This is a genomic window from Levilactobacillus mulengensis, assembly GCF_003946045.1.
GTDB lineage: Bacteria > Bacillota > Bacilli > Lactobacillales > Lactobacillaceae > Levilactobacillus > Levilactobacillus mulengensis.
Map to the genome: position 1 here is coordinate 176,028 of NZ_RHNW01000003.1, position 25,564 is coordinate 201,591.

Annotated in this window: 26 protein-coding genes, 1 tRNA gene, 1 pseudogene and 1 riboswitch; of the genes and pseudogenes, 17 read left to right on the forward strand and 11 right to left on the reverse strand. The window is 50.3% G+C overall.

Annotated features, from left to right (window positions below):
• Positions 1-198: 198 nt before the first annotated feature.
• Complete coding sequence (locus EKM84_RS04705) at positions 199-657, reverse strand: hypothetical protein (RefSeq protein ID WP_125764188.1); 459 nt, start codon at positions 655-657, stop codon at positions 199-201.
• Between the two features lie 12 nt (positions 658-669).
• Positions 670-1,119, reverse strand: coding sequence for a hypothetical protein (locus EKM84_RS04710; protein WP_125764190.1), 450 nt, complete (start codon positions 1,117-1,119; stop codon positions 670-672).
• Between the two features lie 267 nt (positions 1,120-1,386).
• Here EKM84_RS04710 and EKM84_RS04715 point away from each other — a divergent pair, with 267 nt between their 5' ends.
• From EKM84_RS04715 to EKM84_RS04730, 4 genes are all read left to right on the forward strand, one after another.
• Positions 1,387-2,217 (forward strand): histidine phosphatase family protein, encoded by an 831-nt coding sequence (locus EKM84_RS04715; protein WP_225418140.1) that lies wholly within the window; start codon positions 1,387-1,389, stop codon positions 2,215-2,217.
• Between the two features lie 136 nt (positions 2,218-2,353).
• Positions 2,354-2,908 (forward strand): DUF2441 domain-containing protein, encoded by a 555-nt coding sequence (locus tag EKM84_RS04720; protein ID WP_125764193.1) that lies wholly within the window; start codon positions 2,354-2,356, stop codon positions 2,906-2,908.
• Positions 2,909-3,093: 185 nt separating this feature from the next.
• Complete coding sequence (locus tag EKM84_RS04725) at positions 3,094-3,549, forward strand: hypothetical protein (protein WP_125764195.1); 456 nt, start codon at positions 3,094-3,096, stop codon at positions 3,547-3,549.
• A 53-nt stretch (positions 3,550-3,602) separates the two neighbouring features.
• On the forward strand, positions 3,603-4,097 hold the full coding sequence (locus EKM84_RS04730) for a GNAT family N-acetyltransferase (protein ID WP_125764197.1): 495 nt from the start codon (positions 3,603-3,605) through the stop codon (positions 4,095-4,097).
• On the opposite strand, the gene EKM84_RS04735 is transcribed toward EKM84_RS04730, so the two are convergent.
• Together EKM84_RS04735 and EKM84_RS04740 are read right to left on the reverse strand one after the other, a co-directional pair.
• The gene (locus tag EKM84_RS04735) at positions 4,086-4,400 is read right to left on the reverse strand and encodes a DMT family transporter (protein WP_125764199.1); all 315 of its coding nucleotides are present in this window, start codon (positions 4,398-4,400) and stop codon (positions 4,086-4,088) included. The genes EKM84_RS04730 and EKM84_RS04735 overlap by 12 nt on opposite strands.
• Before the next feature lie 2 nt (positions 4,401-4,402).
• Positions 4,403-4,726 (reverse strand): DMT family transporter, encoded by a 324-nt coding sequence (locus EKM84_RS04740; RefSeq protein WP_125764201.1) that lies wholly within the window; start codon positions 4,724-4,726, stop codon positions 4,403-4,405.
• A gap of 55 nt (positions 4,727-4,781) precedes the next feature.
• Positions 4,782-4,879: riboswitch (guanidine-I (ykkC/yxkD leader) on the reverse strand.
• 633 nt (positions 4,880-5,512) lie between these two features.
• On the opposite strand from EKM84_RS04740, the gene EKM84_RS04745 reads away from it, so the two are divergent.
• The 6 genes from EKM84_RS04745 to EKM84_RS04770 all read left to right on the forward strand — a co-directional run bounded on the left by EKM84_RS04745 (position 5,513) and on the right by EKM84_RS04770 (position 11,726).
• Positions 5,513-6,625: a glycerol dehydrogenase gene (locus tag EKM84_RS04745; protein WP_125764203.1), complete on the forward strand. Its 1,113-nt coding sequence runs from the start codon at positions 5,513-5,515 to the stop codon at positions 6,623-6,625.
• A gap of 588 nt (positions 6,626-7,213) precedes the next feature.
• Positions 7,214-8,089, forward strand: a complete 876-nt coding sequence (scrK, locus tag EKM84_RS04750) for a fructokinase ScrK (protein ID WP_125764206.1) — start codon at positions 7,214-7,216, stop codon at positions 8,087-8,089.
• Positions 8,090-8,116: 27 nt separating this feature from the next.
• Positions 8,117-9,118, forward strand: a complete 1,002-nt coding sequence (locus tag EKM84_RS04755; protein ID WP_125764208.1) for a zinc-dependent alcohol dehydrogenase family protein — start codon at positions 8,117-8,119, stop codon at positions 9,116-9,118.
• Between the two features lie 90 nt (positions 9,119-9,208).
• The gene (locus tag EKM84_RS04760; protein ID WP_225418150.1) at positions 9,209-9,916 is read left to right on the forward strand and encodes a fructose permease; all 708 of its coding nucleotides are present in this window, start codon (positions 9,209-9,211) and stop codon (positions 9,914-9,916) included.
• A 13-nt stretch (positions 9,917-9,929) separates the two neighbouring features.
• Positions 9,930-10,322 (forward strand): VOC family protein, encoded by a 393-nt coding sequence (locus EKM84_RS04765; RefSeq protein WP_125764212.1) that lies wholly within the window; start codon positions 9,930-9,932, stop codon positions 10,320-10,322.
• A gap of 774 nt (positions 10,323-11,096) precedes the next feature.
• Positions 11,097-11,726 carry a pentapeptide repeat-containing protein gene (locus EKM84_RS04770; protein WP_125764214.1) on the forward strand — a complete coding sequence of 210 codons (630 nt, stop codon included), beginning with the start codon at positions 11,097-11,099 and terminating at the stop codon, positions 11,724-11,726.
• On the opposite strand, the gene EKM84_RS04775 is transcribed toward EKM84_RS04770, so the two are convergent.
• A complete protein-coding gene (locus EKM84_RS04775) occupies positions 11,718-12,695 on the reverse strand; it encodes a LacI family DNA-binding transcriptional regulator (protein ID WP_125764216.1) in 978 nt (325 codons plus the stop codon). The two genes, EKM84_RS04770 and EKM84_RS04775, sit on opposite strands and share 9 nt — an antisense overlap.
• Before the next feature lie 327 nt (positions 12,696-13,022).
• On the opposite strand from EKM84_RS04775, the gene EKM84_RS04780 reads away from it, so the two are divergent.
• From EKM84_RS04780 to EKM84_RS04790, 3 genes are all read left to right on the forward strand, one after another.
• A tRNA-Gln gene (locus tag EKM84_RS04780) sits at positions 13,023-13,094 on the forward strand.
• Between the two features lie 121 nt (positions 13,095-13,215).
• Positions 13,216-14,148: a pyrimidine-specific ribonucleoside hydrolase RihA gene (rihA, locus tag EKM84_RS04785; protein WP_125764218.1), complete on the forward strand. Its 933-nt coding sequence runs from the start codon at positions 13,216-13,218 to the stop codon at positions 14,146-14,148.
• Between the two features lie 117 nt (positions 14,149-14,265).
• Positions 14,266-14,931: a DUF1275 family protein gene (locus EKM84_RS04790; RefSeq protein WP_225418141.1), complete on the forward strand. Its 666-nt coding sequence runs from the start codon at positions 14,266-14,268 to the stop codon at positions 14,929-14,931.
• Positions 14,932-15,030: 99 nt separating this feature from the next.
• On the opposite strand, the gene EKM84_RS04795 is transcribed toward EKM84_RS04790, so the two are convergent.
• Positions 15,031-15,837, reverse strand: coding sequence for a MerR family transcriptional regulator (locus EKM84_RS04795; RefSeq protein WP_125764223.1), 807 nt, complete (start codon positions 15,835-15,837; stop codon positions 15,031-15,033).
• Positions 15,838-15,934: 97 nt separating this feature from the next.
• On the opposite strand from EKM84_RS04795, the gene EKM84_RS04800 reads away from it, so the two are divergent.
• On the forward strand, positions 15,935-16,879 hold the full coding sequence (locus EKM84_RS04800) for a zinc-binding dehydrogenase (protein WP_125764225.1): 945 nt from the start codon (positions 15,935-15,937) through the stop codon (positions 16,877-16,879).
• A gap of 1,102 nt (positions 16,880-17,981) precedes the next feature.
• Here EKM84_RS04800 and EKM84_RS04805 read toward each other — a convergent pair.
• Positions 17,982-19,721 (reverse strand): aryl-sulfate sulfotransferase, encoded by a 1,740-nt coding sequence (locus EKM84_RS04805; protein ID WP_164511312.1) that lies wholly within the window; start codon positions 19,719-19,721, stop codon positions 17,982-17,984.
• Between the two features lie 322 nt (positions 19,722-20,043).
• Between EKM84_RS04805 and EKM84_RS04810 the strand changes: the two genes are divergently transcribed.
• The 3 genes from EKM84_RS04810 (at position 20,044) to EKM84_RS04820 (ending at position 22,950) form a co-directional block, all read left to right on the forward strand.
• Complete coding sequence (locus EKM84_RS04810) at positions 20,044-21,207, forward strand: glycerate kinase (protein WP_125764227.1); 1,164 nt, start codon at positions 20,044-20,046, stop codon at positions 21,205-21,207.
• Between the two features lie 124 nt (positions 21,208-21,331).
• Positions 21,332-22,066 carry a MerR family transcriptional regulator gene (locus tag EKM84_RS04815; RefSeq protein ID WP_125764229.1) on the forward strand — a complete coding sequence of 245 codons (735 nt, stop codon included), beginning with the start codon at positions 21,332-21,334 and terminating at the stop codon, positions 22,064-22,066.
• Between the two features lie 47 nt (positions 22,067-22,113).
• The gene (locus tag EKM84_RS04820) at positions 22,114-22,950 is read left to right on the forward strand and encodes an arginase family protein (protein WP_125764231.1); all 837 of its coding nucleotides are present in this window, start codon (positions 22,114-22,116) and stop codon (positions 22,948-22,950) included.
• A 127-nt stretch (positions 22,951-23,077) separates the two neighbouring features.
• Here the strand turns inward: EKM84_RS04820 and EKM84_RS04825 are convergent, their stop codons facing one another.
• The 4 genes and pseudogenes from EKM84_RS04825 to EKM84_RS04840 all read right to left on the reverse strand — a co-directional run bounded on the left by EKM84_RS04825 (position 23,078) and on the right by EKM84_RS04840 (position 25,477).
• Positions 23,078-23,593 (reverse strand): helix-turn-helix domain-containing protein, encoded by a 516-nt coding sequence (locus EKM84_RS04825; RefSeq protein ID WP_125764233.1) that lies wholly within the window; start codon positions 23,591-23,593, stop codon positions 23,078-23,080.
• A gap of 20 nt (positions 23,594-23,613) precedes the next feature.
• Positions 23,614-23,961: a hypothetical protein gene (locus EKM84_RS04830; protein WP_125764235.1), complete on the reverse strand. Its 348-nt coding sequence runs from the start codon at positions 23,959-23,961 to the stop codon at positions 23,614-23,616.
• Positions 23,962-24,180: 219 nt separating this feature from the next.
• Positions 24,181-24,348 (reverse strand): annotated as a pseudogene (locus EKM84_RS04835) (peptidoglycan endopeptidase); the annotation flags it as partial.
• A gap of 193 nt (positions 24,349-24,541) precedes the next feature.
• Positions 24,542-25,477, reverse strand: a complete 936-nt coding sequence (locus EKM84_RS04840; protein ID WP_225418142.1) for a C39 family peptidase — start codon at positions 25,475-25,477, stop codon at positions 24,542-24,544.
• Between the last annotated feature and the right edge of the window lie 87 nt (positions 25,478-25,564).

A 25,564-nucleotide genomic window follows, 5' to 3' on the forward strand; every position in this document is an offset into this window, starting at 1 on the left:
GGGACCTGGCTCGCGTAGCACGTTTCGGAGGCCGCCAGGACCAGGATTGTTCCACGAAGAACCAGACAAGCGACCTAAGGCAGATTGAAATGAATGGCCAGTCCAGACACAAACTATTTTTCAAGTCAGACAAAAGTAAACAGCAAATCAAAAAAGTGGTTCACAACAAAATTAATTGTTGCGGACCACTTTTGCATACTAGTTATTTAAGCGATAGTAATAGCGAATCTTGTGTTCTTTGGGATGTTTAGGGTTAAAGGTACAGTAGTAGTTACGTAGAGCCGCTTTACCATTGTGTTTAACCTTTTTAATCATGTAGCTGTCATTACTTTGATTTAAGCCGACAATCCAATAACCCTTGGGACTTTTGTGGCTTGAGACACTTAGACCGATAAGACCGCGGACCTTTTTGTTGCCGTAAGCCGTGTAGGAACTGGCTTTATCAATGTGACCATTCTTCTTATATTTAGTCACGGTCAGCGTGTGTTTAGTCATCTTTAACCGCAATTTAAAATGCTTAGACTTAGCCACCCAAGTACCGCGAACGGACTTAGGCGTGGTGACGTGTTTGGCAGCCGAGGCGGTTGTCGTTGGCAGGGTTGCGCCAATGGTGAGGGCGGCCAATAGCACAGTGAGTAGCGTACTAATTTTTTTCATCGATAAAGTCCTCTATTTCTTGTGGGTGTAGTAAACGGTGTGGGCGGAAGTTTTCACGTCATCATCAATGACGGAAATCTGCCGGGCAATCGCAGCGTGGTGCTTGTGAGTGGTCCGTTTCAGATACAGATTGGCCCCACCGGAGTTTTGGCCGAGATACCAGAAGCCGTGCTTACTGCTAGGTGCGGAAAATGTTAAGTAGCTAGTTGATTTCGAGAGCCACTTATGACCGTTGACCGCTACGACCGTTTTGTATTTCCCATGGCGGTAGGTGGACAATCGAAAGCTGTGGCGATTGATCTTCAGTCGCTGATGATTTTTCTTATTCCAAAGATACCAGGTTCCCCGCAGTGCGCTGGGAATTGTTGGCGCTTGGCGAGCTGCACTGGCCGTCGTGGGTGCCAGAACGGTTAGCGTTAGCGTTGCTAGTAGTAGCAGTAAAGCTAGCTTGAATTTTTTCATATGTAGTTCCTCCTCGCAATAATCAAAGTATACCACTGGCAACGAGGGGAAGTGATTATCGTTAGAATATTCAAATTGTGTATAACGTCTAACGAACCAATTAGTCGTTTGATATAAAATAATAAATAAAAAATATTCGTTGTCTTAATCATTGGTTTATGCTAAAATGAGACATGTAAGCGCTTGCCAAAATGGCTAATTAGCATTAGCTAAGCCGGCTGTTTCGGGGATGGCGTTTAACAATCTTTACATATACGGAGGAGATTTATGATGAAGTTCGGTAAGCAAGTTCTCGGCGTCTTAGCAGTTACGGTAGGGGCCGTTGCTATGGTTGGTGGCACCACAACCGCCCAAGCTAAGAAGAAGACGACCACGAAGCCCGTTACCATCTACTTGACCCGTCATGGGGAAACAACTGGGAACGTCATGGGCCGGGTTCAAGGTTGGAGCGACTTTCCACTGACCAAGAACGGGACCAAGGTGGCTAACGACCTCGGCCGTGGCTTGAAGGGCAAGACTTTCAAGGCTGCCTACGCTGGGAACCTGACGCGGCAACAAGTTACCGCTAAGCACGTTCTGAATTACTCCGGCAACAAGAAGGTCAAAGTCAACGTTTCTAAGTACCTGCGTGAAGGTGGCTACGGTAGCTTTGAAGGCGACAGTATCGCGACTGACAACGCCTTGATTGCCGGCGTTTACGGCTTCAAGAACGGTGACGAAATGATGGCTAAGCAAGGTAAGAACTACTGGACGAAACTCCAAGACGCTTACTTCAAACTGGACAAAAAGAACAGTCAGAAGACTAAATTGGTTAAGTCTGACCGTGCCGAAAGTTCCAAGCAAGTTGAAAAGCGGATGGCCAAGGAAATGTTAACGATCGCCAAGAACACCAAGAAGCGTGGCGGTGGAAACGTGCTGGTCGTTAGTTCTGGGATGTCCATCAACGAATACCTCTCAACCATGACCAAGAAGTACAAGGGAACGCCATTGAAGAACGTTTCCGTTACCAAGTTAGTTTACAAGAACGGTAAGCTCAGCGTGTCTGGGAATATCGGTTCCATGTACTACGCTAACAAGGGCGCTAAGCTCGCTAAATAGTTTTTTGAAGGCAGGTGCGGAGAAATCCGACCTGTTTTTTGTTTGCCAAGTGTTGGAAATAACGGGGAGTTGCGGGGAGGTGTTGGCCGCCGAAACGGGTATAATCAAGGTATTCTAACCACGGAGGTGAGCCAGCATGTCAGTCTTTTACCATTTAGTCACACGTCAAGCTGTCCATGAACGCCAAGTCTTTGATTTTTCGCAGGGCCAGACCAATTGGCAGGCTAAATTTTTCCTGGACCATGGCGAACAGCTGCCTTTGGACCAACTCTTGAAGACGCCGCGGCTGGCGCTAACATCGGCTCAGACCACCCAGTTACGGCGGGACCGTGATCGGCAGGCTCACGCGCTACGGGAAAGCCTGTTGGAACTGGTCCGCTTGCGTGATCACCCGGCGTATCCGTCACGACTCCGCTGTTTATTTGTCGCTAGTAGCTACAAGCAGGCGTTGACCTGGCGCGACCTCTTTGAAAAGGAGGGGCGCCAGGTGCTGCAGCTGGTGCAGGTCACGACCGACGGACCAACCTTCGCGGGGGATGCGACGCTGTTGCCAGCCACGGATGGTACGGCCATCACCACGAAACTAGCGGCTGCGGCAAGGTATTGGAGCACGCCAGCCACGGGAGAACGGTTGGGTGAGGTTTTACTGGGGGGCCGAATCGTGGTGACCCGGATTGTTCGGACATTTTGAGTGTTATTAGAAAGTCAGCAGAAGTTAAAGCTGACTTTTATTTTATTTTATAACCAATTCATTGCGGATTTATTGTAAACATTATTGAGGGTAATGCTTTGCAAACGCCTTTTCAGTTCTTTAGAATGGGAGGAGTTAAGAGCCAACAGCTTCGCCAAAAACTAGCAGACAGGGGAATTGAAGAAATGAAAAAAAGATGGCAACAAGTTAGACGATTGATTTTAGTGGGCCTCGTCGCCCTTTTTGTCGGGAACGTCGGGATGGCTACCACCGTACAGGCAGCAACCTGGCATAAGGGGACGCCGAAAGCGCTCCGGGGACTGTACCAATCAACGGCGCCCAGACAAAATTCAGCCTCCGGGTTTCCACCAGTCATTGAGCTGGATGGCAAGACATTTTCACTGGGGGAGTCGAATAATCCTATCCAGCTGGTAAAAAAGGTGAAGTACCATAAAGCCCATGGCGTTTACTATTTCAAAGGCCATATGGAACATCAAGGATGGGTCAAAGCCCGAAATGTCCGGTTTGCCCTGAAGAAAACGGGGAAGCAAATTCACTTTGTCTCGGGAAAACACTTCTTCTACCAGTATTCCGGTGAGAAGTTCAAGCAGACCACGCACGTGACGGGGTACCGTAATTAATTGGGAGAAGAGCGGTATACTGGGAGTAATTAAACTTCTGGAGGAAAATACCCATGACACTGACCATCACCCCTGCACAACCGCAAGACCTATCGCAAATTATGCCCATTGAAAACGCCGGCTTTTCACCGGCCGAGGCAGCGACCGAAGCCAGCATGGCCGAACGCATTCGGCTGATTGCTGACACTTTTTTGGTTGCCAGAGAGGGCCCAGAAGTCCTCGGCTACGTGGTTGGTCCGGCCTTTGATCAGCGCTATTTGACCGATGAACTCTTTGACAAATCAACGCCTAACAATACCACTGATGCTTACCAGACGGTCCTGAGTCTAGCCGTTAGTCCAGCGCATCAAAAAGAGGGCCTCGGCAGTCAGTTGCTGACGGCCTTAGCCCAAGTGGCCCGTCACCAGAACCGGCAAGCGATTACGCTGACCTGTTTGGCGCGGTTGGTTCCTTTCTATGAACGCAACGGCTACGTGAATGAGGGCGTGTCGGCCTCAGCCCACGCCGGAGAGACCTGGTATAACCTGGTGTTGCCGTTAGCTGATTAATTTCAAGCCCATGGTGGCGGCCAAAATAACCGTCACCCAAAGAAGCTTGCGCCAGTCCTTGGATTCGTGGAAGAATAGCATCCCGGTGATCACGCCACCGGCCGCCCCGATACCGGTCCACACGGCATAGGCGGTGCCCATCGGCAGGGTCTTTAGGGCCAATTCGAGGCCACCAAAACTGAGGGTGAACGCTAGAATCATGAGCGCCCACAGCCCCCATCTTTTGGCATGTAAGGCCCAGTTCATGAAGGTGACACCTAGCATTTCACTGAGTCCCGCGCAGATTAAATAGAGCCAAGCCATAATTATTTCGCTCCTTTCGTCGTGACTTGTAAGCCACCGATACCGATTAACAAAAGAATAATCAGGCCAACTTTGGCCAGGCTAACGGGTTCACCAAACGCCAAGATGCCGACGCTGGTGGTCCCCAGCGTGCCCAGACCGACAAAGACCGCGTAGGCGGTACCAGCAGGGATGTGCCGGCTGGCCCGAATCAAGAAATAAAAACTCAGATAGACGGCAATGCCGGTAACTAGCCATTCCCAGGGGGTCGTGGCGTGTTTGAACCCGACGACCCAACTGACCTCAAAAATTGCGCCTAAAACGACGGTTAACCAATGTTTCCACATAAATAAGTCCTCCTTCTACAGAAAAAGCCTGAGAAACCTTGTCAGTTTTGACAAGATCTCCCAGGCTTTTTCCCTTCCGTGTCTGCGGTAGTCACCACAGGTTCTCTCTCGGACCAGACCCAACGGATTGGCGGAACCCTAGAGAACAAAAGTATTCAGTTTTGCTTGGCGTGGTTAAACAGATTGTTGTCCGCGCCTCCGGGTCGGCAAAAAAATGCGGCACAACGCGGTGACGTTCGTTCCCGGCGGCGGGCTCAAGGTGCCCTGCTATGGGGTCGGTTCCAGCCTGTGAAGCGGGCTTCCACCTCGACTTTGAGCCAAAGAGCGGTCTCAAAGGTCGTCCCGTGATCTAAGCAGAGAAAATCACTCAGCTAAGATCACCGACACAGCTGGGCACCTTGGCCCGCCTCTGGTCACTGAGACTGACCGTGTTAACGCATTTTCACCAACCCTGCGGCTGACACGGGTTTAACTCGCGAGCAACATTGCATCTTTGGTTTATATCACCAGCAGATTGTTGCGGACACCAAGCTGATTCGATAGCGCCAGTTTAGCACGGATGGCTGACGGGGGTCAACTACTTAGAGACTGTGACGTGTTAAAAGAAAAATTGAACGTTTCTTACGAAATATAAAACTATTTCTAACGAAACTATTGCAATGAAGCGTTTCCATTTGTATACTATAGGTGTTGTGAAGATAATCACACATAGTTGGTCACGATTCCGTTTTTTTATTTGGGATAGTGACTTGGCATTAGAATGAATACAGTTAGGAGCGATTTTTGATGACACAAATGTTTGGGAGTCCCGCTTCGTACGTTCAGGGCAAGGATGTTTTGTTCGACAGTGTTCAGTACTTAGAAAAATTAGGCCGCAAGCCAATCTTGATGGCCGATACCGCAGTTTACAAAATTGTGGGTGACCAGTTCAAAGACTACTTAAGTGATAATAAATTTGACGTTCACAAGGTTATTTTCCATGGTGAAGCTTCACCGGAAGAAATCGACCGGATTACCGGAATCGCATCTGAATTCGGCGCCGATGTTATCATTGGTTTAGGTGGCGGGAAGACCTTGGATTCAGCCAAGGCCATCGCTGACAACCTCAAAGTGCCAGTGGCTATCTTACCTTCACTGGCCTCAACCGATGCACCTTGCTCACGGTTGTCCGTTATTTACAACGAAGATGGTTCCTTCAAGGCTTACCGGTTCTATGACAAGAACCCCGACCTGGTCTTGATCGATACGCGTTTGGTTGCCGGCGCACCTGCCCGCCTGTTAGCTTCTGGGATCGCTGATGCGTTAGCGACTAACGTTGAAGCCCAGGCGGTTGCCAAGGGTGACAACGACACCATGTTGGGTGCTAAGCAGACCTTGGTCGGTAACGCGATTGCCCAAAAATGTGAAGACACGCTGTTCAAGTACGGCCGTTTGGCATTAGCTGCTGTGAAGCAACATGCCGTCACCAGCGCTCTGAACAAGATTGTAGAAGCCAACACCTTGATGAGTGGGGTCGGTTTTGAAAGCGGTGGGTTGTCCGCTGCGCACGCCATTCATGACGGATTGACCGCCTTAGATGGCCCCATCCACGACCTGACCCACGGGGAAAAGGTTGCGTACGGCACCTTGACCCAGCTCTTCTTGGAAGGCCGGAGTGAAGAAGAATTCGACCGTTACCTGGACTTTGATCTGTCCTTGGGTCTCCCAACGACCTTAGCAGACCTCAAAATTCCAGACGCCACCGATGCAGATTTACTTAAGGTCGGCGAACAAGCAACGGCTCCAGCAGACACCATGAGCCGCATGCCGTTTGAAGTAACGCCAGACGACGTCGCCCAAGCGATGCGTGGGGTGGATGCTTATAGTCGGGCTTACCAGGAAAGAAAGAGTGCGGAGTAAGCCGTTTAGGTTCTGAGCATTAGGGAGGAAAGGGCTTCTGTTTGGCAAAGCCAAGCAGGAGTCCTTTCCTGTCTAAGCGCAGGGGCCTGGCTTACGGAGCACGTTTCGGCGGTCGCCAGGACCGGGATATGTCCGCGAAGAACCAGGCCAACGGGTTTAACCAAAGTCGATTCAAGGTAAACCCCGGTCTTGGGTTATTTGCTTAGGGTTGTTAAGCAGAACTAGCTACGTGGCAGTCTCTATAGAAGAAAAGCAAATCAGTCTAACCGAAGCGTCCCCCAGTCCCTGACCCTAAAAGTCAGGGACTTTTAGGCATGAAATAAAATGTAAGCGCCTCCAGAAAACGAGCAATTCACCGATATTTTGTGCATAAGTGACAAATTTCACGAAAAATGAAATCGATTGTATTTCCGTCAGACCGTGATTTCTTCGGATTTTCTGAAAATTTTAGTTGTGAAAAAGCCTTAAAATTGGTCGATGTGGTTGCTATACTGAAAACGATTTAAAAATGACTGTATCAGTCATCATAACTTAGTTAATACGGTGCCGCGGGTCACGGCCCCCGGCGATAATATGGAGGTAGCAAATATGCAACTCGGAAGTATTGAAGCAGGGGGAACCAAGTTTGTTTGTGCAATCGGTAACGAGGATTACCAAACGAAAGACAAGGTGCGGATCCCAACCACCACCCCGGAAGAAACCTTAAGCAAAACCATCGCTTACTTTAAGCAGTTTCCTGATTTGAAGGCCATTGCCATTTCATCATTTGGCCCGATTGAACTGCGTCACAATTCACCTAAGTATGGTTACATCACCAACACGCCCAAGCCTGGCTGGGCCAACACCGATTTTATCGGCCGGCTCAAGCGGGACTTGGATGTGCCCATGTACTGGACGACCGACGTCAACGGCTCCGCTTACGGCGAATACGTGATGTCCACGCTCTTCAATGAGAACGTGAACTCGTTGGTTTACTTCACGATTGGGACTGGTGTGGGTGCCGGCGCCATTATCAATGGGAACTTTGTGGGGAGCTTAGGCCACCCAGAAATGGGTCACGTTCGGCTGAAGCGCCACCCCGACGATTTGAATTTCACCGGTATCTGCCCATTCCATGGCGATTGCTTGGAAGGCTTGGTCAGCGGGCCAACGTTCGACGCGCGGCTGGGGAAACCCGGTAAGGACGTGCCGTTGACTGACCACGTTTGGGACATCATGGCTTACTACGTTGCGCAAGCAGCTTTGCAGGTCACGTTGATGATGCGTCCTGACAAGATTGTCTTTGGTGGCGGGGTTGTCAGTGAAGCCTTCCTGGATAAGGTTCGCAACGAATTTGCTAAGTTATTGAATGACTACGTTGAAGTCGGCAAGCTCACGGATTACATCGTGATGCCCGTCGTCAAAGACAATGGTTCAGCCACGCTCGGCGATTTTGCGTTAGCACTCAACGAGTACAACAAGTAATACACATAAGAGAGGGAGAAATTATTTATGAAAGCCTTAGTTTTAACTGGAACCAAAAAGATGGAGATCCAAGATTTACCAAAGCCAGAAGTTAAGCCCAACGAAGTCTTAGTTAACACTGCCTACGCAGGTATCTGTGGGACCGACCGCGCACTGTACGCTGGCCTTCCAGGTTCAGCCGACGCCGTTCCCCCAATCGTGTTAGGTCACGAAAACTCCGGGATCGTTGCCGCTATCGGTAGTGACGTCACCAACGTTAAGGTTGGCGACCGCGTCACTGTTGACCCTAACATCTACTGTGGCCAATGTGAATACTGCCGGACTGACCGTCCAGAACTCTGTGACAACTTGTCCGCCGTTGGGGTTACCCGCGATGGTGGTTTGGAAGAATCCTTCACGGCACCTTCATCCGTCGTTTACCCAATTCCTGACAACGTGTCCTTAAAGGCCGCTGCCACGACTGAACCCATTTCATGTGCCGTTCACGGGATGACTTTATTAGACGTTAAGCCATACCAAAAGGCATTGGTTATCGGCGATGGTTTCATGGGGCAATTATTCGTGCAATTATTACAAGCTTACGGCGTTCACCAAGTCGACTTTGCTGGGATCGTTGACGAAAAGTTAGCCTTCAACAAGGAAAAATTTGGCGTGACCAACACCTTCAACACGACGCGTGACAGCATTCCCGCTGACTACGACGTGGTTATCGAAGCCGTTGGGTTACCACAAACGCAGGAACAAGCTGTTGAAGCAACTAAAAAGGGTGCGCAAGTCCTGATGTTTGGTGTGGGTAAGCCTAACCAAACCTTCTCGATGAACACTTACGAAGTTTACCAAAAGCAACTGAAGATCCAAGGGGCCTTCATCAACCCATACGCCTTCGAAGACGGGATCGCACTGTTATCCAGCGGCCAATTGGACGTTGAATCATTGATCAGCCACGAAGTTAGCTTGGAACAAGTTGAAGACGTCTTGAACGGTAAGGTTGCTGGTGTCAGCAAGGCTGTCGTTAAAGTTAGTGACTAGTAAAGGTAAGGGATTATTGTGAAAGTAGAAGAAGCAAGCGATTTGAATACGGGTGCCGACGTGACGGTAAGTAGCCAGCGGACGATTTCCATGTCCAAGGCCATCGCCTTCTTTGCACTGTCGCTGGTCATCAACTCGGCTGGTAACGTGTTAACGTTGGTCACGAGCGCCAAGATTCACCCGTCCTTCTTGGGGGCGGCCTATTGGTCCGCAGCCGAAGCCAACTTGGGAACGGCTTTTCACTGGAATCTATTCTGGGCATTTCTCATCATGGGCTTCTTAACGGCTGTGTTGAATGCCATCCTAATTCATCATTGGGATTGGAAACGGATTGCCGGGAACATGATCTTCATGGTGCCATTCTCAGCGTTGATTCAAGTGTTTGAGGACTTCTTTGACGGCAAATATCCAGCGCTGTTCGCGGGGCTTCCTGATGCCCGGAGCACGGGGATGATTGTGTTGTACATCGCCCTGAACTTCTTAGGGGTGGCGTTTATTGCCGTTGCGATTTCCATTTACCAACGGGTCAATTTAGTGTTACATCCCGCCGATGATTTGATGCAGATTTTGCGGTTCCGCTACTTCAAGGGGAATGCTGCAAAGGCGATGTGGGCTTCCTACATTCCGCCTACCTTGATGGCCATCGTGGCATTGATCATCACGCGGCAGTTTACCAACTTTGGTCTGGGAACCATCTTTGCCTTCTTGGCACAGGGTGGGATTACCGGGGTCGCTGATAAGGTGATCTTCCCTAAGCTGAAACACCAGGCCGTTGACGTCGGACAAAAGATTGAATAGGAGCTAATTAAAAATGGCAGTTCAAGATTTTATTACTGGAATTCAACACGTGGGGATTCCCACGGCAGATTTAGACAAGACGATGGCTTTCTACGAATCATTAGGCTTCGAACGGGCCGGGTTATTTCCAAATGGGGAAAACCGGTGTGCTTTCATGCGGTTCGGCAACCTGACGATTGAAACGTGGGAAGGCGACCCAACCAACCCAGAAGCTGGCGCCATCAACCATATTTCCCTGAACACCACCGACGTCGACAAGGCTTTTGCCGCCGCCAAGGAACAGGGCTTAGACATGGTCAACGACGAAGTCCAATCCATCCCATCCTTCTGGGACAAGGGGATTCGGTTCTTTAACATTTTGGGACCTAACCACGAGACGATTGAATTTTGTGAGATCTTGAAGTAGAGTGCGGAATAAGGCGATTAGGTCCTGAGCATTAGGGAGCTAAAGGGCTTCTGTTCGGCAGCGCCGGGCAGGAGGCCTTTAGCTTTCTAAGCGCAGGGACCTGCCTTATGTAGCACGTTTCAGAGGCCGCCAGTTTCCGGATAGGCAAGTGTAGAGCCAGTCAAGCGCACTAACGCAACATAGCTTAAAAAGGCTAATCCAAGCCCTAAACAAACTGGACTTCTTAGCTGGGTTAAGCGCAGGCGTCTGGCTCTCGTAGCACGTTTCAGAGGCCGCCAGTTTCCGGATAGACAAGTGCAGAGCCAGTCCAATGTACCGACGCCCCACCAAGTCACTTTCAAAATCAATCAGTCTAAGAAATAAATTAATGCAGAATTAGTTGGTAGTGGAATCGGTTTAGCCGTCATGGCAAGGAGAAACAACTGGGAGACCGCCTTTGGCTCCCGGCAAGCCCCCTGTCTTGGTAAGACTGATTCGCCTGCCAGGTCTCAGATGGAACGGACCAGAGCAAGTCCCTAGCACCAGATCATCTCCTGGCAGAGTGCATCAAACAGTTAGCAATGCTCGCTGAAACTATTCGTGGACCAACTCAGAGCACCTCATCAAACTTGCGAAAATTCCCGGCCCGGCGCGTCAGCAAAGGGCCGCTAAGGTTCACGAATAATCAGCAAAAGCGGATGACCCCAGTCAGGGTGATCCGCTTTTTTCATGGAAACTATTTTTGACACCCGGAATTCGGTATACTAGAGAAAAATCAACTAGGAGCTGACCAACATGACCAATCCTAAAATCCCAGCAACCCTCGGACCGCAGAGCTTCATGGCTGTGACTCGTGTGGAGGATAATTTACTCGCCCAGGTGAAGCTACAACAGGAGACCATTACCGACCAAAATTTTGAACGGGTGATGTTCGATCAGGCCACGTTGACGGGGATGACGCTAATGGCGGATACCATTAGTCGCCTAGAGCTGACCGATGTGGTCCTGAAAAATTGTACGCTGGTAAATTGTGATTTAGCGGGTGCTAGCTTCTTTCGGACTGCGTTTCAGAACTGCAAGCTGGTGGGCACGACCCTTGACCGGAGCATGCTAAAAGAGGTCACCTTTACCGACTGTGACCTCTCTCTGACAAATTTTAATGAAGCAAAATTAACGGATGTCGTCTGCCAACACAGCAAGCTGACTGAGCTGAACTGTCTGGATAGCACCCTGAAAAAGGTCCAGCTGGTGGATTGTGACCTCAACGAAGCGGATTTCTCGGACACCAGTCTGAACAAGGTGGACCTGAGCACCTGTCAGTTCGACACGCTGCGGGCAACCGAATTTGACCTGCATGGCTGTCGGCTCAATGAGACCCAGGCCGCCTACTTTGCCAGCCAGTTTCTGGGGATTCACCTAGCGTGAAATGGTGGTTGCGGACAGTCGAATCTCTTTGGGTAAGAGGTCGGGGTCCTCAATCTTGGCGAGGAGCCGGTCGATAGCCGTCTGTCCCAGTTCGGCGATGGGTTGCTTGGCCGTGACGATGGGCTGTGGCAGAAAGTCGAACCAGTCCTGGTCATCGAACCCCCCCAATTGGAGGTGGGGCAGATTCAGGTCCGGAAGCTTACGGAGCACCTCTTCCATGATGGTGTTGTCGCCAACGAATAAGCCGTCACATTTTTGATTAATTAATAATTGGCGGGTCATCTGTTGCACATTACTATTATCTTCGCGGGCGGTAGCCTCAATGGCGGCATCGGGTTCTTGACCGGCCGCGGTGAGGGCCCTTTGATAACCGGTCAACCGTTCGCTAGCCGTGAAGGAGACCGCGCTATTAATAATACCCACGCGTTGGGCGCCTTGTTGAATCAGCCGGGTCACGATGGCTTGGGTGCCCTGAACGTTGTCGACCAACACCCGGTCGTATGGGGTATCCTGGACGTTAGGCGGCATTCGGTCGACGAAGACGGCGGGGGTACTGCCAAGAATGGCGGCGTAGTCGGTGGGACCACCGGCACTGGTAATGATAATTCCATCGACCTGCTTCTCCAGGAGGAGGTTCAGGGCACTGGCTTCTTTGGCGAGGCTTTCGTCGGTGTTGACCAGCACCACGTCATAGCCGGACCGGGAAGCCGCGTCTTCGATTGCGCGGCTTAGGTGGGTGAAGAAGGGGTTTAAGATATCGGGGATGATAACACCTAATGTGTGCGTTTGCTGGACCCGAATGCTGCGGGCCAGACCGTTAGGATGATAGCCTAAATTGCTAGCGATGTTCTGAACCTTTTGGCGCGTATCGCGCTTGACGCGGGGATTGTGGCTCAGTGCCCGAGAAACGGTGGCTTCGGAAACGCCGGCCGCTTTGGCCACATCCTTAATGGTGACTTTTCCTGTCAAATACGTTCACCTCTTGTAATTAATAATTGATTATTAATATTAAGAATAGAAATAGTGGCTTGGTGGTGGCTAGTTGGTAGCCTGTAGCGACAACTTATTGTAAAACAATGCACAAATAGAACTAGCAGTAGGTGCTAATCTATTTTAGAAGAAGTCGTCTTTTTTGCGACCAACTGGGCCGACCAAACATAGTGTCTACGGTAATGTTAGCGGTTTACTGGTAAGGACGCAACTATTCATCCGACAAAAAATTCAAAAAAGGGGTTGCGCTACCCCCCTACTTAATGATAAAATTTATTTCTGTTGGGTCAGTGATGACTTAATTCTTGGGCTATAGCCAAGTGGTAAGGCAACAGGTTTTGATCCTGTCATGCGCTGGTTCGAACCCAGCTAGCCCAATTAGAAGTATGTGGATTCTCGTCGATTGCGTAGGCAATGGCGAGAATTTTTTTGTCATCTGTAGAAAGCGCTACCATTTTCGTTTAGAATGAGGGTAATGATGAGGATGGGAGTTTTACATATGACGAAGATTATTTTAGACTGCGACCCCGGTCACGACGATGCGCTGGCCATGATGTTGGCGATTGCCAACCCTGAGATCGACCTGTTGGCCGTGACCACGTCCGCCGGCAACCAGACGCCGGAGAAGACGTTAAACAACGCGATGCGGCTGTTAACGCTGATGCACCACCAAGAGATCCCGGTGGCTGGTGGCAATCGGACACCGCTGTTAAAGCCGCTGGAAACGGCCGGTAACGTTCACGGCAAGAGTGGGCTGGACGGGGCTGAGCTGCCAGATCCCGATTTTGCGGTGCAGGACATGACCGCGATTGAACTGATGGCCAAGACCTTGCGGGCAAGTACCACGCCCGTCACGATGGTGGTGACCGGGCCGATGACCAATATGGCGCTGTTCCTGCGCGTCTACCCAGAGTTGAAGGCTAAAATCGACCGCATCGTCTTCATGGGCGGCGCCATGGGTCTGGGCAACTGGACGCCATCGGTCGAATTCAACATTTACGTGGACCCCGAGGCGGCCAAAATCGTTTTGAATGCTGGGATTCCACTGACGATGGCGCCACTGAATGTGACTCATCAGGCCCAGATCCTCAAACCGGAAATCGAAGCCGTTGGCAAGATTGCTAATCCCGTGGCCCAGGCCTTTTACGGGCTCCTGAACTTCTTTGAGCTGTACCACGAGAATCCTAAATGGGGGTTCAAGGGCGCGCCACTCCATGATCCCTGCACGATTGCTTGGTTGCTGCACCCCGACATGTTTGAGAGCGAATTGATGAACGTGGATGTGGAAACGCAGGGCGAACTGGTTCGTGGCGAAACGGTTTGCGATTACTATGAATTGACGGGTAAGCCGAAGAATACCGACGTCCTGTTACATGTTGACCGCGACGCCTTTATCCGGTTGATCATGACGTCTTTAGAAACATTTAACTAGCTGGAAAATCCCTTGTCCCACTTGACCTGAACGCTTAGGGTCAGTGGGACTTTTGAGCGTCCTTGGAAAATCTTAAACAATTTCACCTATACTGAAAAGACGAAATTTTTCGGAGAGGTGACAACTTTGAGACAGACTGGTTTTCCAGCTCATGAGGAGCTGTTATTGGGGAGCAGCTTAACGGCTGTTGTCGGCGCGTTAGACGCCTATACCTACCTGGAACACGGGGCGGTCTTTGCGGGCTTTCAAACGGGGAATTTATTGCTGCTGGGGCTGAACTTTGGCCACCTCCAACTAGCTGAGATGGGCCGTTATTTAACGGCGTTACTGGCCTTTGGTATCGGGATTGGTCTGATTCAAGGCCTGCAACACCTGCTGGCCAAGCGACAGTGGGACAGCCAACAGGTGGCCTTATGGGTGGAATTTGGTGTGCTGATCGTAGTTCTAGCAACGACCAACGTGGTGCCTAACTGGGTGGCGACGGCCTTGCTGTCATTGGCCGCAGCCGTGGAACTCGAGGGGTTCCGGGAGATTTTGCCTAGCAGAAACCCACGGGATATGGCGACAACGGTACTAGCGGCGAGTCATTTTCGGGACCGTGATGCGCGACAGCACGCTAAGAATAGCTTGGCGGTGATGGGGAGCTTTGCCTTGGGCGCCGTTTTGGTAGCGGCTTTTAGCAAGCTACTGGCGGGGTACACGGTCTTAGTGCCAATCTTATTATTAGCTGGCCTAATCTTTTGGCAGTATCAGCAAAGTCATCGGCGTAAGTGGAAGCACTAAGGTAAATTTGAAATTATTAGACTAAAAAAACTGTGAGTGGTCCAAGTCGTCTGACTGGCTAATCACAGTTTTTGTTATTCTAAGAGATAGACCGGCTGGCTAAAGTAGTTGATACTGTAGCCGCACTAGGTCAGAGGATCCCTTACTGGTGAAGGATTCGTCCAGGTTCATTTGCCACAGCTGGTCGTCAATTTTTAGCTGATTTTTTTGAATGTAGTTAGCTAAGATGGTCAACGCCAGACAGATGTGCTTGGTATCATTCGTGGTGTCGATGCCGACGTATTGTCCCGCGGGCTTCTTAAGGAGTGGCAGGTCCTGGGTGTTGGTGCGGGCGGCCACGGCCTTGAGAATACAGAATGAGGCGGTCGGGTAACCGTTGGCATCGCTGCCGGGGAGCTGCGTCAAAAAGCCTGAGTCCTGGCGATTAACCAGCTTGAGCTTGCCCAGTTGCTGATAAAAATCGGCGTAGATTTCGGCGATTTCCTTTTCCGTGCAGGCAACGGACTGGCGGGACCGGCAGAATAACGTGGCGGTCTCCGTGGTCGTGAATGGCCGATTTTGCGGGAGCGTGTCCGCGGGTACCGGTTGACCGAAGCGCGTCGTCAGGGTATCCCTGAGTAGCGTCAGGTTATCGATTTGCTGATTGATCTGGCCCAGCACGGACTTCAGGTTCGTGTTTAGCGACGCCGATGAATGGCTGGCGTTCAGGGACTTGATTTCTGAAATGGAGAGGCCGAGTTGGCGTAATCCTAAAATGAACGTGACCGTGTACAGTTGGTCGTAATCATAGAACCGGTAGCCATTTTCCGCGACCTTTTTCGGGTGAAACAGGTCCTTTTGGTCGTAGAAAATGAGCGTCCGCCGCGTTGTGCCAGCTAGTTCTGCAAATTTTTGAATGGTTAACATGAATTCACCCCAATTAATTTCTTGACTGTAACGTTACGTCACACTCTATACTAAGCGTATTGATTAAGCAAATCAAAAATGAATGGAGATTTTTATTATGCGTGCAATTGTTATTGATAAACCCGGCGACGTTACCGCCATGAATTTAGTTGAACGGCCAATTCCAGAAGTTACGGCGGACCACTCCGTCATGCGGATCCATGCGTTTGGCGTGCACCGCTACGAAGCACTGACCCGAGCTGGTGGCTCACCGTCGGTTAAATTCCCACGGGTCATCGGGGTAGAGGCCGTCGGTGAGATTGCCGTTCCGGCTAAAAACAGCGGGTTTAAGGTCGGTCAGAAGGTTGTGACCATGATGGGTGGCCTGGGCCGCGAAGTTGATGGTAGCTATCAAGAATACGCCCTCGTCGACGATGCTCACCTGTTCCCAGTTGATTTTGACGGGGATTGGGTCACCTTGGCCGAGTATCCGGAAAACTTCTACACGGCCTTCGGGGCTTTAAAGACGTTATCCCTTCACGCCGGTCAGACGTTATTAGTGCGCGGAGGCACGACCGCCGTTGGTTTGGCAGCTGTTCAACTTGCGAAGACCCTGGGGCTGACGGTCACGGCTACTAGCAGACGGCCAGAAATGTTGGCCGCTTTGAAGGAGAATGGCGCAGACTTTGCCGTTCTTGACACCAATAACCAGCTGGATTCTGACCAACAATTTGATGGGATCATCGACATGGTCGGGACGGTCACGTTGGCGAACTCTATCAGCCATCTGAACCAGGGTGGCGTGGTCACGGTTATCGGCCTGTTGTCTGGTGAATGGATTGTGGAAAACTTCAACCCCTTCATGCTGGCTGGCAAGTTCTTGACGGTCTTCGACTCCACTGAAGTTGACCCTGCGATGGTAACGGAAATGTTCAAACTGATCAATGATAATCACTTGTCGATTCCAATTGCTAAGGTCTTTAAGCTGGCGGATATCCGCACAGCCCACGAATACGTGATGGCCAGCCGCGAGTTAGGCCAAGTCATCGTGGACAACGACTAGGGTTAAATAGCCGTTGTCCACGCCTCCGGGCTGGTGAAAACTGGGCCGGAACGCGGTGACGTTCGTTCTCGGCGGCGGGTTCAAAACGCCCTGCTATGGGGCCGGTTCCAGCCTGAAGGGCGGTCTTCCACCTCAACTTTGCGTCTGGGAATCGGTCGCAAAGGTTGTCCCGTGGACTAGGCTGAGAAAGAACCTCAGCCAAGGCCACCGACACAGCTGGGCATTTTGACCCGCCTCTGGTCACTGATATCCACCAGCGTGGCCCATTTTCACTAATCTTGTGGCTGACATGGATTTAACCCGTTGATTTGCGTTTTACTAGGTCATTGGTCGTCCGGCCTTAGACGAGTGAAAGCTGGGTCGGAACATGGTGACGTTCGTTCCCGGCAGCGGGTTCAAAACGCCCTGCTATGGGGCCGGTTCCAGCCTGAGGGGCGGTCTTCCACCTCAACTTTGAGCCAAAGGGCGGTCTCAAAGGTTGTCCCGTGGGCTAGGCTGAGAAAGAACCTCAGCCTAGCCCACCGACACAGCTGGGCATTTTGACCCGCCTCTGGTCACTGATGTTCACCAGCGTGGCCCGTTTTCACCAATCCTGTGGCTGACACGGATTTAAGCCGTGGTCGTTCAAAGTGGTTGTTTAGTTTTGGCGTGAATAAAAATTTAAAACGAAAAAACACCCGCAAGAGCAGTCATATCGGCCGTTCTTGCAGGTGTTTTGTGTAACGCTCAGAAACAAAGTAAAAGTGAATCACAAGTTCGACCTCAGCTAATATTGCCAGCACGTAGCCGGAGGCAGTGGGGGGGGTACGCTGTGATAGTAGTGGATGACTTTAGGAAAATAAAAAGGCATCCACGAAAACAGTCTAAAACTGTCTCATGGATACCTTTGAAGTGAAAAGTTCGTTCGAGGATACGGCTAGTGTGAGCCGGAAAGGCAGACAAAATGGGCTCAGCCGTGGGATTTTCTGAGTGTTCTACTCAGAAAATGGTGACTTTGAGACTCGTACTGTGAGGCTCAAAGCAAGTTCAGAGACCGCCCTTTGGCTCTGGACGTCCTCCCCACCGCGTTCCGGCCCAATTTTGACTGCCTTGGAGGCGCCTGCTAGCGGGTAGCGTCGAACTGGTAGCTGGCGCTGTAGAATGGGACGCGGTAGGCCCGGTAAGCATAAGCCTTAGCCGCTGCACTCTTCATCGTCACGTTGAAGACCTGCTTGCCATCCTTGGTCACTTCGATCACGTTACTTGCGGCCCCGTTGTTCTTGAACCCGAAGTCAATCAGCGTGTTGCCGTTGGCTTGGCGTTCGGCGTAACCAATCACGTAGGTGAAATTGGCCTTGCCCAGGGATTTACCCCATGACCAGGTTGACTTGATGGTCATGTTCTTGGCATCCACGTGGTATTGAACGGCCTGCGAGTATTTCCCGGAAGTCTGCTTATTCCCGTTGGTAACAGCAATGTTGTTGTCGTACAGCAGGAAGTCTTCGCTGTCGGCAGTGTTCTTGCCGCCGTTGTTCAACAGGTAGATCCCGTGTTGACCACCGGTGATGATGGTGCCCTTCTTTGGTGTCAACAGGTACTTGCGGTAAACCTTGGGCCACGTGGACTTCTTCTTACCGGAGTAAATCCACTTGATGTGGCTGGTCTTGTAATCCATCTTCATGATGAGATCTTGGTTCCGGCTGGAAATCACGATGGACTTGTCATTCTTGTCGTAGTCCACGGCGTTTTGGTGCAGCCAGTCGACCTTACCATCGGCACCCTTGGCAAATTTGGTATACATCGCCTTAGGCATCAATTTCTTCATATCGATGACCTTAACGATCTTCCCAGTCTTGTGGGAAACCTCGATCATGGTGTCTTCCTTGTACTTGGACCCGTCGGAAACGGTGGCCAGGAAGTTGTGATTTGGCAGTTCAACCAGGTCATGGTGAATGACCGTGGTTTCAGTGTTGGCCTTGGCCGCAGCCTTGCTGACACTGGCACTGTCGGAACTACTGGTGTTGTTGGCGAAACTGTATTCCTTGTAAACCCGGCCCAAGTAGTCGGTTTCAATTAAATCGTTGTAAACGTCTGAGTCGACGTCCTTCTTGGACAGCATCATGATGTGACCGCCCGTCCACTGTTCAATCGTGTGTTGGGAGTAGTCGGTGCTGTACCACCGGACGGCAGCGTCTGCGTCAATCGCAAAGGGTTGCTTGGTGGTCCGGTTCATGATGGTCAACTTGTTCTTGCCAATTTCCATCTTGGACTTGTCGACGTTTTTCGTGGTCAACGTGGCGTCCTTGATATATTTTGGCAGGGCACTCGTTTGCATCTTTAAGGTTTTAGTCTTGGTTTTGCCATCCTTGTTGGTGGCAGTAATTTTAACAGTGTTATTGTAATCGGCGTACAGCCCAACCACGGGAACCTGGTGGGTCTTGGTGTAGCCGCCGTTAACGGTGTTGGTGATGGACGTCTTGTCCGTCTTACCTACGACCGTGTAGCTGACTTTTTCTGCGTCGCTGGTGGTAAACGTCACCAGGGCGGACAGTGGGGACGTCTCGTACGGGTTAACCTTCACGTAGGGACTGTCCAGGGTGTACTTGCTGTTTTGCGCTGCTGCTTTGTAGGTTGCGGTCAAACTCTTCTGATTGTCTTGGCGTGTCGTAATGATCTTCGTGTCCAAATTTTTCTTGATTTGGGCGGTCGTCAACACGGCCTTGTTGCTCTTGATCTTGTAACTCGCCGCTGATGAGGTCGAGTTCTTGGTAGTGGAACAACCGGCTAGACCGACTGTCAGAATTGCCAGGGAAGCAACAGCAAGCGTCACCATCCGGGGGTGTTTGAATTGCAAATGAGCCATCTCCTTCTAAAATTGTCGAAAAAAGGGGGGACTGGTCACTAAGACCAATCTCCCCCAAATTATCTATGTAACACTTACAATATACGCTACATATAATCTAGGCATGTTAATAAATTCTGAAAATTGTGTGAACATCCTGTGAATTTTATCAATCCTATCATAACTGTCCACTAATAAAGCATGACGTTTTTTTTGAATAAGATGAGGTGAGAGCTTTTTCTGAGTGAGGCATGGTCCCCTAAAAAGTTCTTGGAACACGACACTACCCGGTTGATTGAACTGATGGCGTATACTAGGAGCATCTAGTTAAGGGGTGTCAATGATGACTAAAATTATTATCGCCGCGGATTCCTTTAAAGGAAGCGCGACGTCGTTGGAAGTGGCTGACTATTTAGCTGAAGGGATTCACACCGTCGATGCACAGGCGGAAGTGGTTAAGGTGCCCGTTGCCGATGGTGGCGAGGGTACGGTTGCCAGTATTCTAACGGCGGTTGGTGGCCAACGCATGACCACTGATGTGACGGAGCCGTCTGGTCAACCGTTGCAGGCACACTGGGGATTGTTGGCGAATCACGTGGCCGTTATAGAAGTCGCTGAGGGTGCTGGAATTACACAGGTGGTCGGTCAGCTTGACCCGTTGAGAACGACTAGTTACGGTGTTGGTCAGGTCATCGAGGCGGCCTTGGACGCTGGGGCACGAACCATCTACGTGGGCCTCGGTGGCAGTGCCACGACCGATGGTGGCGTGGGGCTAGCTCAGGCCTTAGGCGCGCATTTTTACGATGCCCAAGGTGCCGAAGTCACGCATCAGGGCGCCGGTGTCGGGCGGATTGTCCGGTTGGATTGCCAACAGATGGATCCGCGGCTGGCCGAGGCCAAGATTATTGGCCTGACGGACGTGACGAATCCGCTGATAGGACCTGAAGGCGCCGCCGCTGTCTTTGGTCCCCAGAAGGGTGCGACGCCGACTGTCGTTCAGCAATTAGATGCCGGGCTGAAGAACCTGAATACGCTAGTTTTGCGGCAGACGGGAACTGATTTCAGTCAACAACCGGGTGCCGGTGCGGCTGGTGGGATTGGGTTTGGCTTGTTAGCCTTCTTAGGCGGCCAACTCCAACCAGGAATTCAGGAAATCTTGCGGTTGACCCAACTGTCGGCCAGACTCGCAACGGCAGACTTGGTCATCAGTGGTGAGGGGCAGATCGATGGTCAGTCTTTGATGGGCAAGGCGCCAATCGGCATTACCAAGTTGGCCAAGGCTCAGGGTAAGCCGGTCGTCCTGATTGCCGGGAGCCTGGGGGCAGATTTAGCGGCCGTGTACGCAGCGGGCGCGGACCTGGTCCTCTCATCGACGGTGTCACCCATGTCGGTTACCGAAGCAATTTCCCAGACGCCTAAGTTATTAAAGCAGGCCGGAATGACGGCTATGCGGGCGTTCTTGCTAGGACATAACCCGGGGAATAAGGACGTTGAAGCTAAGGCTTAAAAATATAACCCGGGACATATCGGAGAGAATTGATATGTCCCGGGTTATTTCTGTATAATTGAGAAAAAAGACTTGCACGTTACGCGACGTCATCCACTATAACTAGACTTAGGAGGTGAGATCCATGTCAACCACATACACGACGGGCGAATTGGCTCGACTAGCAGGCGTTTCGGTACGGACGCTGCAATACTATGACCAGAAGAATGTGCTCAAACCCACAGTGGTTTCTGACGGTGGCCGGCGCATCTACACGGCCAATGATTACGAACAGCTGAAGTTGGTTTTGCTCCTAAAGAGTCTTGGCCTGAAGCTGGCCGCCATCCAGGAGATTCGAACCAGTGATAATGCGCAGGAAGTCTTGTCCTTACTGCTGGCGGAGCAGGCCAAACGGCTGACACATGACCGCGACGAGGCGACAATCCAGCTCAAGACGGTTATGACCGTGCAGAAGAGCCTAACCGATACAGCCAACGTGTCCCTCAAATCCATTCAGGACATGGATCAGCTAATGAATAACCATCAGTCTTTGAAACAGATACGCCTCAAGTTAGTTGCGGGGGGTCTCGCGATGGACGCCATTGAGGTGGCTGGACTGGTTTACTCTTGGCAATCGGGGAATTGGTGGGTCTTCGGCGGCACGATGGTCCTGGCCGTTGTCGTGGCAACGGTACTGATGCGATGGTATATGCGGTCGGTGGCCTACGTTTGCTCGCATTGCCAAACGACCTTTCAGCCGCGGTTTTGGGCCGCTTTTTGGGCGGGCCACAATCCGCGAGCCCGGAAGCTAGTTTGCCCCCACTGTGGGCGTAAATCGTATTGTGTGGAGGTATTTGCTAATCCGACCGAAGTGAAATAGACTAGGGATAGTTAGTTATTTCACAAATGGAAGGGTGGGCGTTTTTCATGGATAAGAAGCGAACGATTCGGTTGGTTTTGCCACAGTGGCCGGGGGCTAGTTCGGCCGATAATCGGCTGAGTGCGCAGTTGCTGTCGTTGATTTTGCCGCCAGACGCTGGTGCAGAGACAATTCAGGTGCCGCTGGCTGAGGGAATCGTGGCCGGCGGAGAGAATCAACCGGTCGTCTTGCAACAGATTGCGGAGACACAAGCAATCTTAGCTGCCAAACACCCTGACCACGTGATTACGGCCGGTGGTGGGAGTGTCATTTCCGCGGCACCGGTGGATTACTTGAGCGGCAAGTATGGCGAGCATCTCGGCCTGCTATGGTTAGGTGTGCACCCAGACATTGCCGACCCGAGCACGTCATCGCACTTATCTGAAATGGTGGCGGGTAACTTGCTGGGTCAGGGCGATCCAGCGTTGACCGTCCAACAACCACTCCTGCCCCGTCAGTTGATGTATGCGGGATTGAATGAGCCGTTGCGTCCCATGGATCAGGCCGTCACGTCGCTAGGCATTCGGCACGCCACCGCGGAGGATATTGCCAGTGACAGCCAGTCCGTGCTGGATTGGTTGGCGGCGGAACACCTGACCCGGGTTGCCGTTCACTTCGACCTGGATGTCCTGACACCAGCGGACTTCCGGTCGATTTTACCGGCCCAATCTTACACGGAACCAGCTGATGCGGGTACGGGGGAATTAGCGTTGCGGCAGGTCGTGCGGTTGCTGCAAGATGTCAGTGCGCAAGCCGAGTTAGTTGGGTTCAGCATCGCCGCACCATTGCCTCAAGATGCGCTTAATCTGCGCCAGGCTCTGAGTGATATTTCAATCTTTAACTAAAATAAGTGATCATAACAGCGTGTTACCAATCGATACTAAAAGCGACGACTACTTGCAAACTGTAGTCGTCGCTTTTGTGTGGCTGTTTTTGACAATCTACATGACATGCTTGCTTGGGATGATGAGCCTAATCAATGGCTAAATTAAGCTTACTAAAGAGCTTATCAGCGTTGACGTCATTTTTAGGAGCTCGGGAACGAATTAGCGGTCGATGTTGCCGGATGAGATTCCGTAAGTCATTTGGCTGGGTCAGAAGACGGAGCTTAATTTCCTGGTCAAAAGATTGTAGAAGAAGACTGTTTTCAATGTTGGAGAGAGTCGCAAAACTCATAGCCAGAATCAAGGCGGCTTCACGTAAGGTTAGGCCTAATTGTTCGCGGGCAGCTTTTATCTCTGCTGGAAAAAGAAAACCGTATGTTTCGCGATAGAGCCGATAGTCTGAAGTGAAATTAGTATCAACCGTATCTAGGGGCTCCAGGTAGGTCTCCGAATCGTGAATATCGCTCCCGGCAGGAACCCAATAGCGGTGTGTATTTTCTAGCGGGTCGCCCCCAATTAACTCCGTTTCCGTGAGTTCAATGACCGTATAGGCTAGGCTATTTCCCATAGCATCGGCGGCGGTTACGTGATCAATGATTTTCATATCTATTACCTACTTTCTGTTTAGTGGTATGTCCAAGTGAAATTTATGGGCTTTTCTCGAGAGTGAAATGATTCAATCTGACTGAATTCTGGGCCAATATCAAATTTAATGTACATGTCACTGTCGTCAATCATCGTAATAAACTCGTAGACAGTGAGATGCGCTTTCCAATGATGAGGAGAGGGTCCACGATAATAATGATTGTTGGATAGCTGACTAATGGCCATTTGGATCATAGCATCTATGGTCAACCGATGGGCCTTTAAATAATCTTTGGATTTTTTATGAAGGAATATTCTGAGTTGTCCTGATTGGTAATCATCTTCTAATCGTTGAATGATGCGGTCAATGTTTGGCTGATTATTCACGTGAGTTCCTCGATTCCAGAAGTAGGTTCTAAAGGTTAACTCCGTAAAAAACAGCCAAATGTTTTTTTGAAATGGAAAAAGTTTAAAACAACATAAATGTTATTACACAATAACAGAATTTTACCATGGACCCACCCCAATAGCAACGAAACGCCACAACAAAAGCGACTAACCCCCAATCGGATTAGTCGCTTAATTGTCATGCATTAAATTGAATTTTTAGTGGAAAACCCGAGCAATTCCGGCAACGTATGAGCGTTGACCGTTCTTGATAGGTTGAATCATGATCCGTGGTGGCCAGCTTTCGATGACTTTGCCCTTACCTAAGTAAATGGCCACGTGCCAGATGACGTGGGTACCAGGTTCGTAGTAGAAGACCAGGTCGAGCTTTTTTGAATAGCTTGTCTGTGTTGAAGGAAGTCACTAGACCAAGGACTGTTAGTCTGTAAACTTATCTCAAAGACGACGAAACGCGACTAACCTCAGAATCAGGTTAGCCACGTTTGATTGAACTGTGTAATCTTACTAAGATTCACTATCATTTTTATCCAGATTCAAAATAGAATTATACCGAATAGAGTTAATAGATTGTCATAGCGTGTTTGCCATATTCCTTCTTGAAGTGTGAAATTGATTCCCAACTAATAGCACCGTGATCATACTTCATATTTTTGCCACCGGTACCGGCCTTAGCGGTTGAACTGTAGTATAAGGGATCATTGACTTTGAATTTACCATTCTTGTAGCCGACGATAACCTTGCAATGATTACGGTTCTTGTCATTGTTCTTTTGATAGGATGAGTAACCATAAAACAGGACAGGATATCCACCTTGAACGTACATCTTGATATCATTGGCGCTAGCCTTGGAGATATTTGCAGTCCGCTTAGTCCAATGATGAGAGTACTTGGTTAGTGCAGCAGCGGTGATGACGTGGCCGAAGCCGACACCTGTGTAAACATTACCTTTTTGACCGCCTTTAGTTGGTACCATTGGCAGATGATTTTGGGCATAACGTAAATTAACTTTTACACCACGGTAACGGAGCAACATGCTCATTGCAGCTGAGGCACAGCCCCAAGGAGCAAACACGGGTTTGTATTGACTGACGTAAGGAACCTTCATAACTTTACTTGCTGTATTGGTAGCCACAGCCTTTGCGTTAACATAACCTAAGTAGGTTTTCTTCGAATTATAAAGACGGTAGTAGGTTCTACCATTACTCAACTTATACTTACCATTTGCTTTATAACCCTTGTGGAAAAGCTTATTTGAAGATGAGACTGCGTGCCAGTTGTCTTGATAAACTTTGTAGTCCTTTTTTACAAAGTGGACTTTGTGGCTGAAAGATTTCCAGGATTTGCTGTCCTTAGCCGGTACCGCTTTCATTGCGGCGTTAGCGGTGAGTGGTTCTGGTGTCACTGATGGGATGCTGATACTGCTACCAACTGTGATGATAGCGAGTAAGGCTGCCCCATTGCGGAGTAGTCGCTTGCTCAGACTAGTTTTAACCATGATGGTTCCTCCTATATATGTATGTTTGTCACAGAGGCAATTATACATCAAAAATATTTGCGCGACAATATTAAATGTATATTGGAC

Coding starts and splice junctions, on each gene's coding strand:
- EKM84_RS04705 (WP_125764188.1), bottom strand. CDS start 657: ATGAAAAAAATTAGTACGCTACTCACTGTGCTATTGGCCGCCCTCACC.
- EKM84_RS04710 (WP_125764190.1), bottom strand. CDS start 1,119: ATGAAAAAATTCAAGCTAGCTTTACTGCTACTACTAGCAACGCTAACG.
- EKM84_RS04715 (WP_225418140.1), top strand. CDS start 1,387: ATGATGAAGTTCGGTAAGCAAGTTCTCGGCGTCTTAGCAGTTACGGTA.
- EKM84_RS04720 (WP_125764193.1), top strand. CDS start 2,354: ATGTCAGTCTTTTACCATTTAGTCACACGTCAAGCTGTCCATGAACGC.
- EKM84_RS04725 (WP_125764195.1), top strand. CDS start 3,094: ATGAAAAAAAGATGGCAACAAGTTAGACGATTGATTTTAGTGGGCCTC.
- EKM84_RS04730 (WP_125764197.1), top strand. CDS start 3,603: ATGACACTGACCATCACCCCTGCACAACCGCAAGACCTATCGCAAATT.
- EKM84_RS04735 (WP_125764199.1), bottom strand. CDS start 4,400: ATGGCTTGGCTCTATTTAATCTGCGCGGGACTCAGTGAAATGCTAGGT.
- EKM84_RS04740 (WP_125764201.1), bottom strand. CDS start 4,726: ATGTGGAAACATTGGTTAACCGTCGTTTTAGGCGCAATTTTTGAGGTC.
- EKM84_RS04745 (WP_125764203.1), top strand. CDS start 5,513: ATGACACAAATGTTTGGGAGTCCCGCTTCGTACGTTCAGGGCAAGGAT.
- scrK (WP_125764206.1), top strand. CDS start 7,214: ATGCAACTCGGAAGTATTGAAGCAGGGGGAACCAAGTTTGTTTGTGCA.
- EKM84_RS04755 (WP_125764208.1), top strand. CDS start 8,117: ATGAAAGCCTTAGTTTTAACTGGAACCAAAAAGATGGAGATCCAAGAT.
- EKM84_RS04760 (WP_225418150.1), top strand. CDS start 9,209: ATGTCCAAGGCCATCGCCTTCTTTGCACTGTCGCTGGTCATCAACTCG.
- EKM84_RS04765 (WP_125764212.1), top strand. CDS start 9,930: ATGGCAGTTCAAGATTTTATTACTGGAATTCAACACGTGGGGATTCCC.
- EKM84_RS04770 (WP_125764214.1), top strand. CDS start 11,097: ATGACCAATCCTAAAATCCCAGCAACCCTCGGACCGCAGAGCTTCATG.
- rihA (WP_125764218.1), top strand. CDS start 13,216: ATGACGAAGATTATTTTAGACTGCGACCCCGGTCACGACGATGCGCTG.
- EKM84_RS04795 (WP_125764223.1), bottom strand. CDS start 15,837: ATGTTAACCATTCAAAAATTTGCAGAACTAGCTGGCACAACGCGGCGG.
- EKM84_RS04800 (WP_125764225.1), top strand. CDS start 15,935: ATGCGTGCAATTGTTATTGATAAACCCGGCGACGTTACCGCCATGAAT.
- EKM84_RS04805 (WP_164511312.1), bottom strand. CDS start 19,721: ATGGCTCATTTGCAATTCAAACACCCCCGGATGGTGACGCTTGCTGTT.
- EKM84_RS04810 (WP_125764227.1), top strand. CDS start 20,044: ATGACTAAAATTATTATCGCCGCGGATTCCTTTAAAGGAAGCGCGACG.
- EKM84_RS04815 (WP_125764229.1), top strand. CDS start 21,332: ATGTCAACCACATACACGACGGGCGAATTGGCTCGACTAGCAGGCGTT.
- EKM84_RS04820 (WP_125764231.1), top strand. CDS start 22,114: ATGGATAAGAAGCGAACGATTCGGTTGGTTTTGCCACAGTGGCCGGGG.
- EKM84_RS04825 (WP_125764233.1), bottom strand. CDS start 23,593: ATGAAAATCATTGATCACGTAACCGCCGCCGATGCTATGGGAAATAGC.
- EKM84_RS04840 (WP_225418142.1), bottom strand. CDS start 25,477: ATGGTTAAAACTAGTCTGAGCAAGCGACTACTCCGCAATGGGGCAGCC.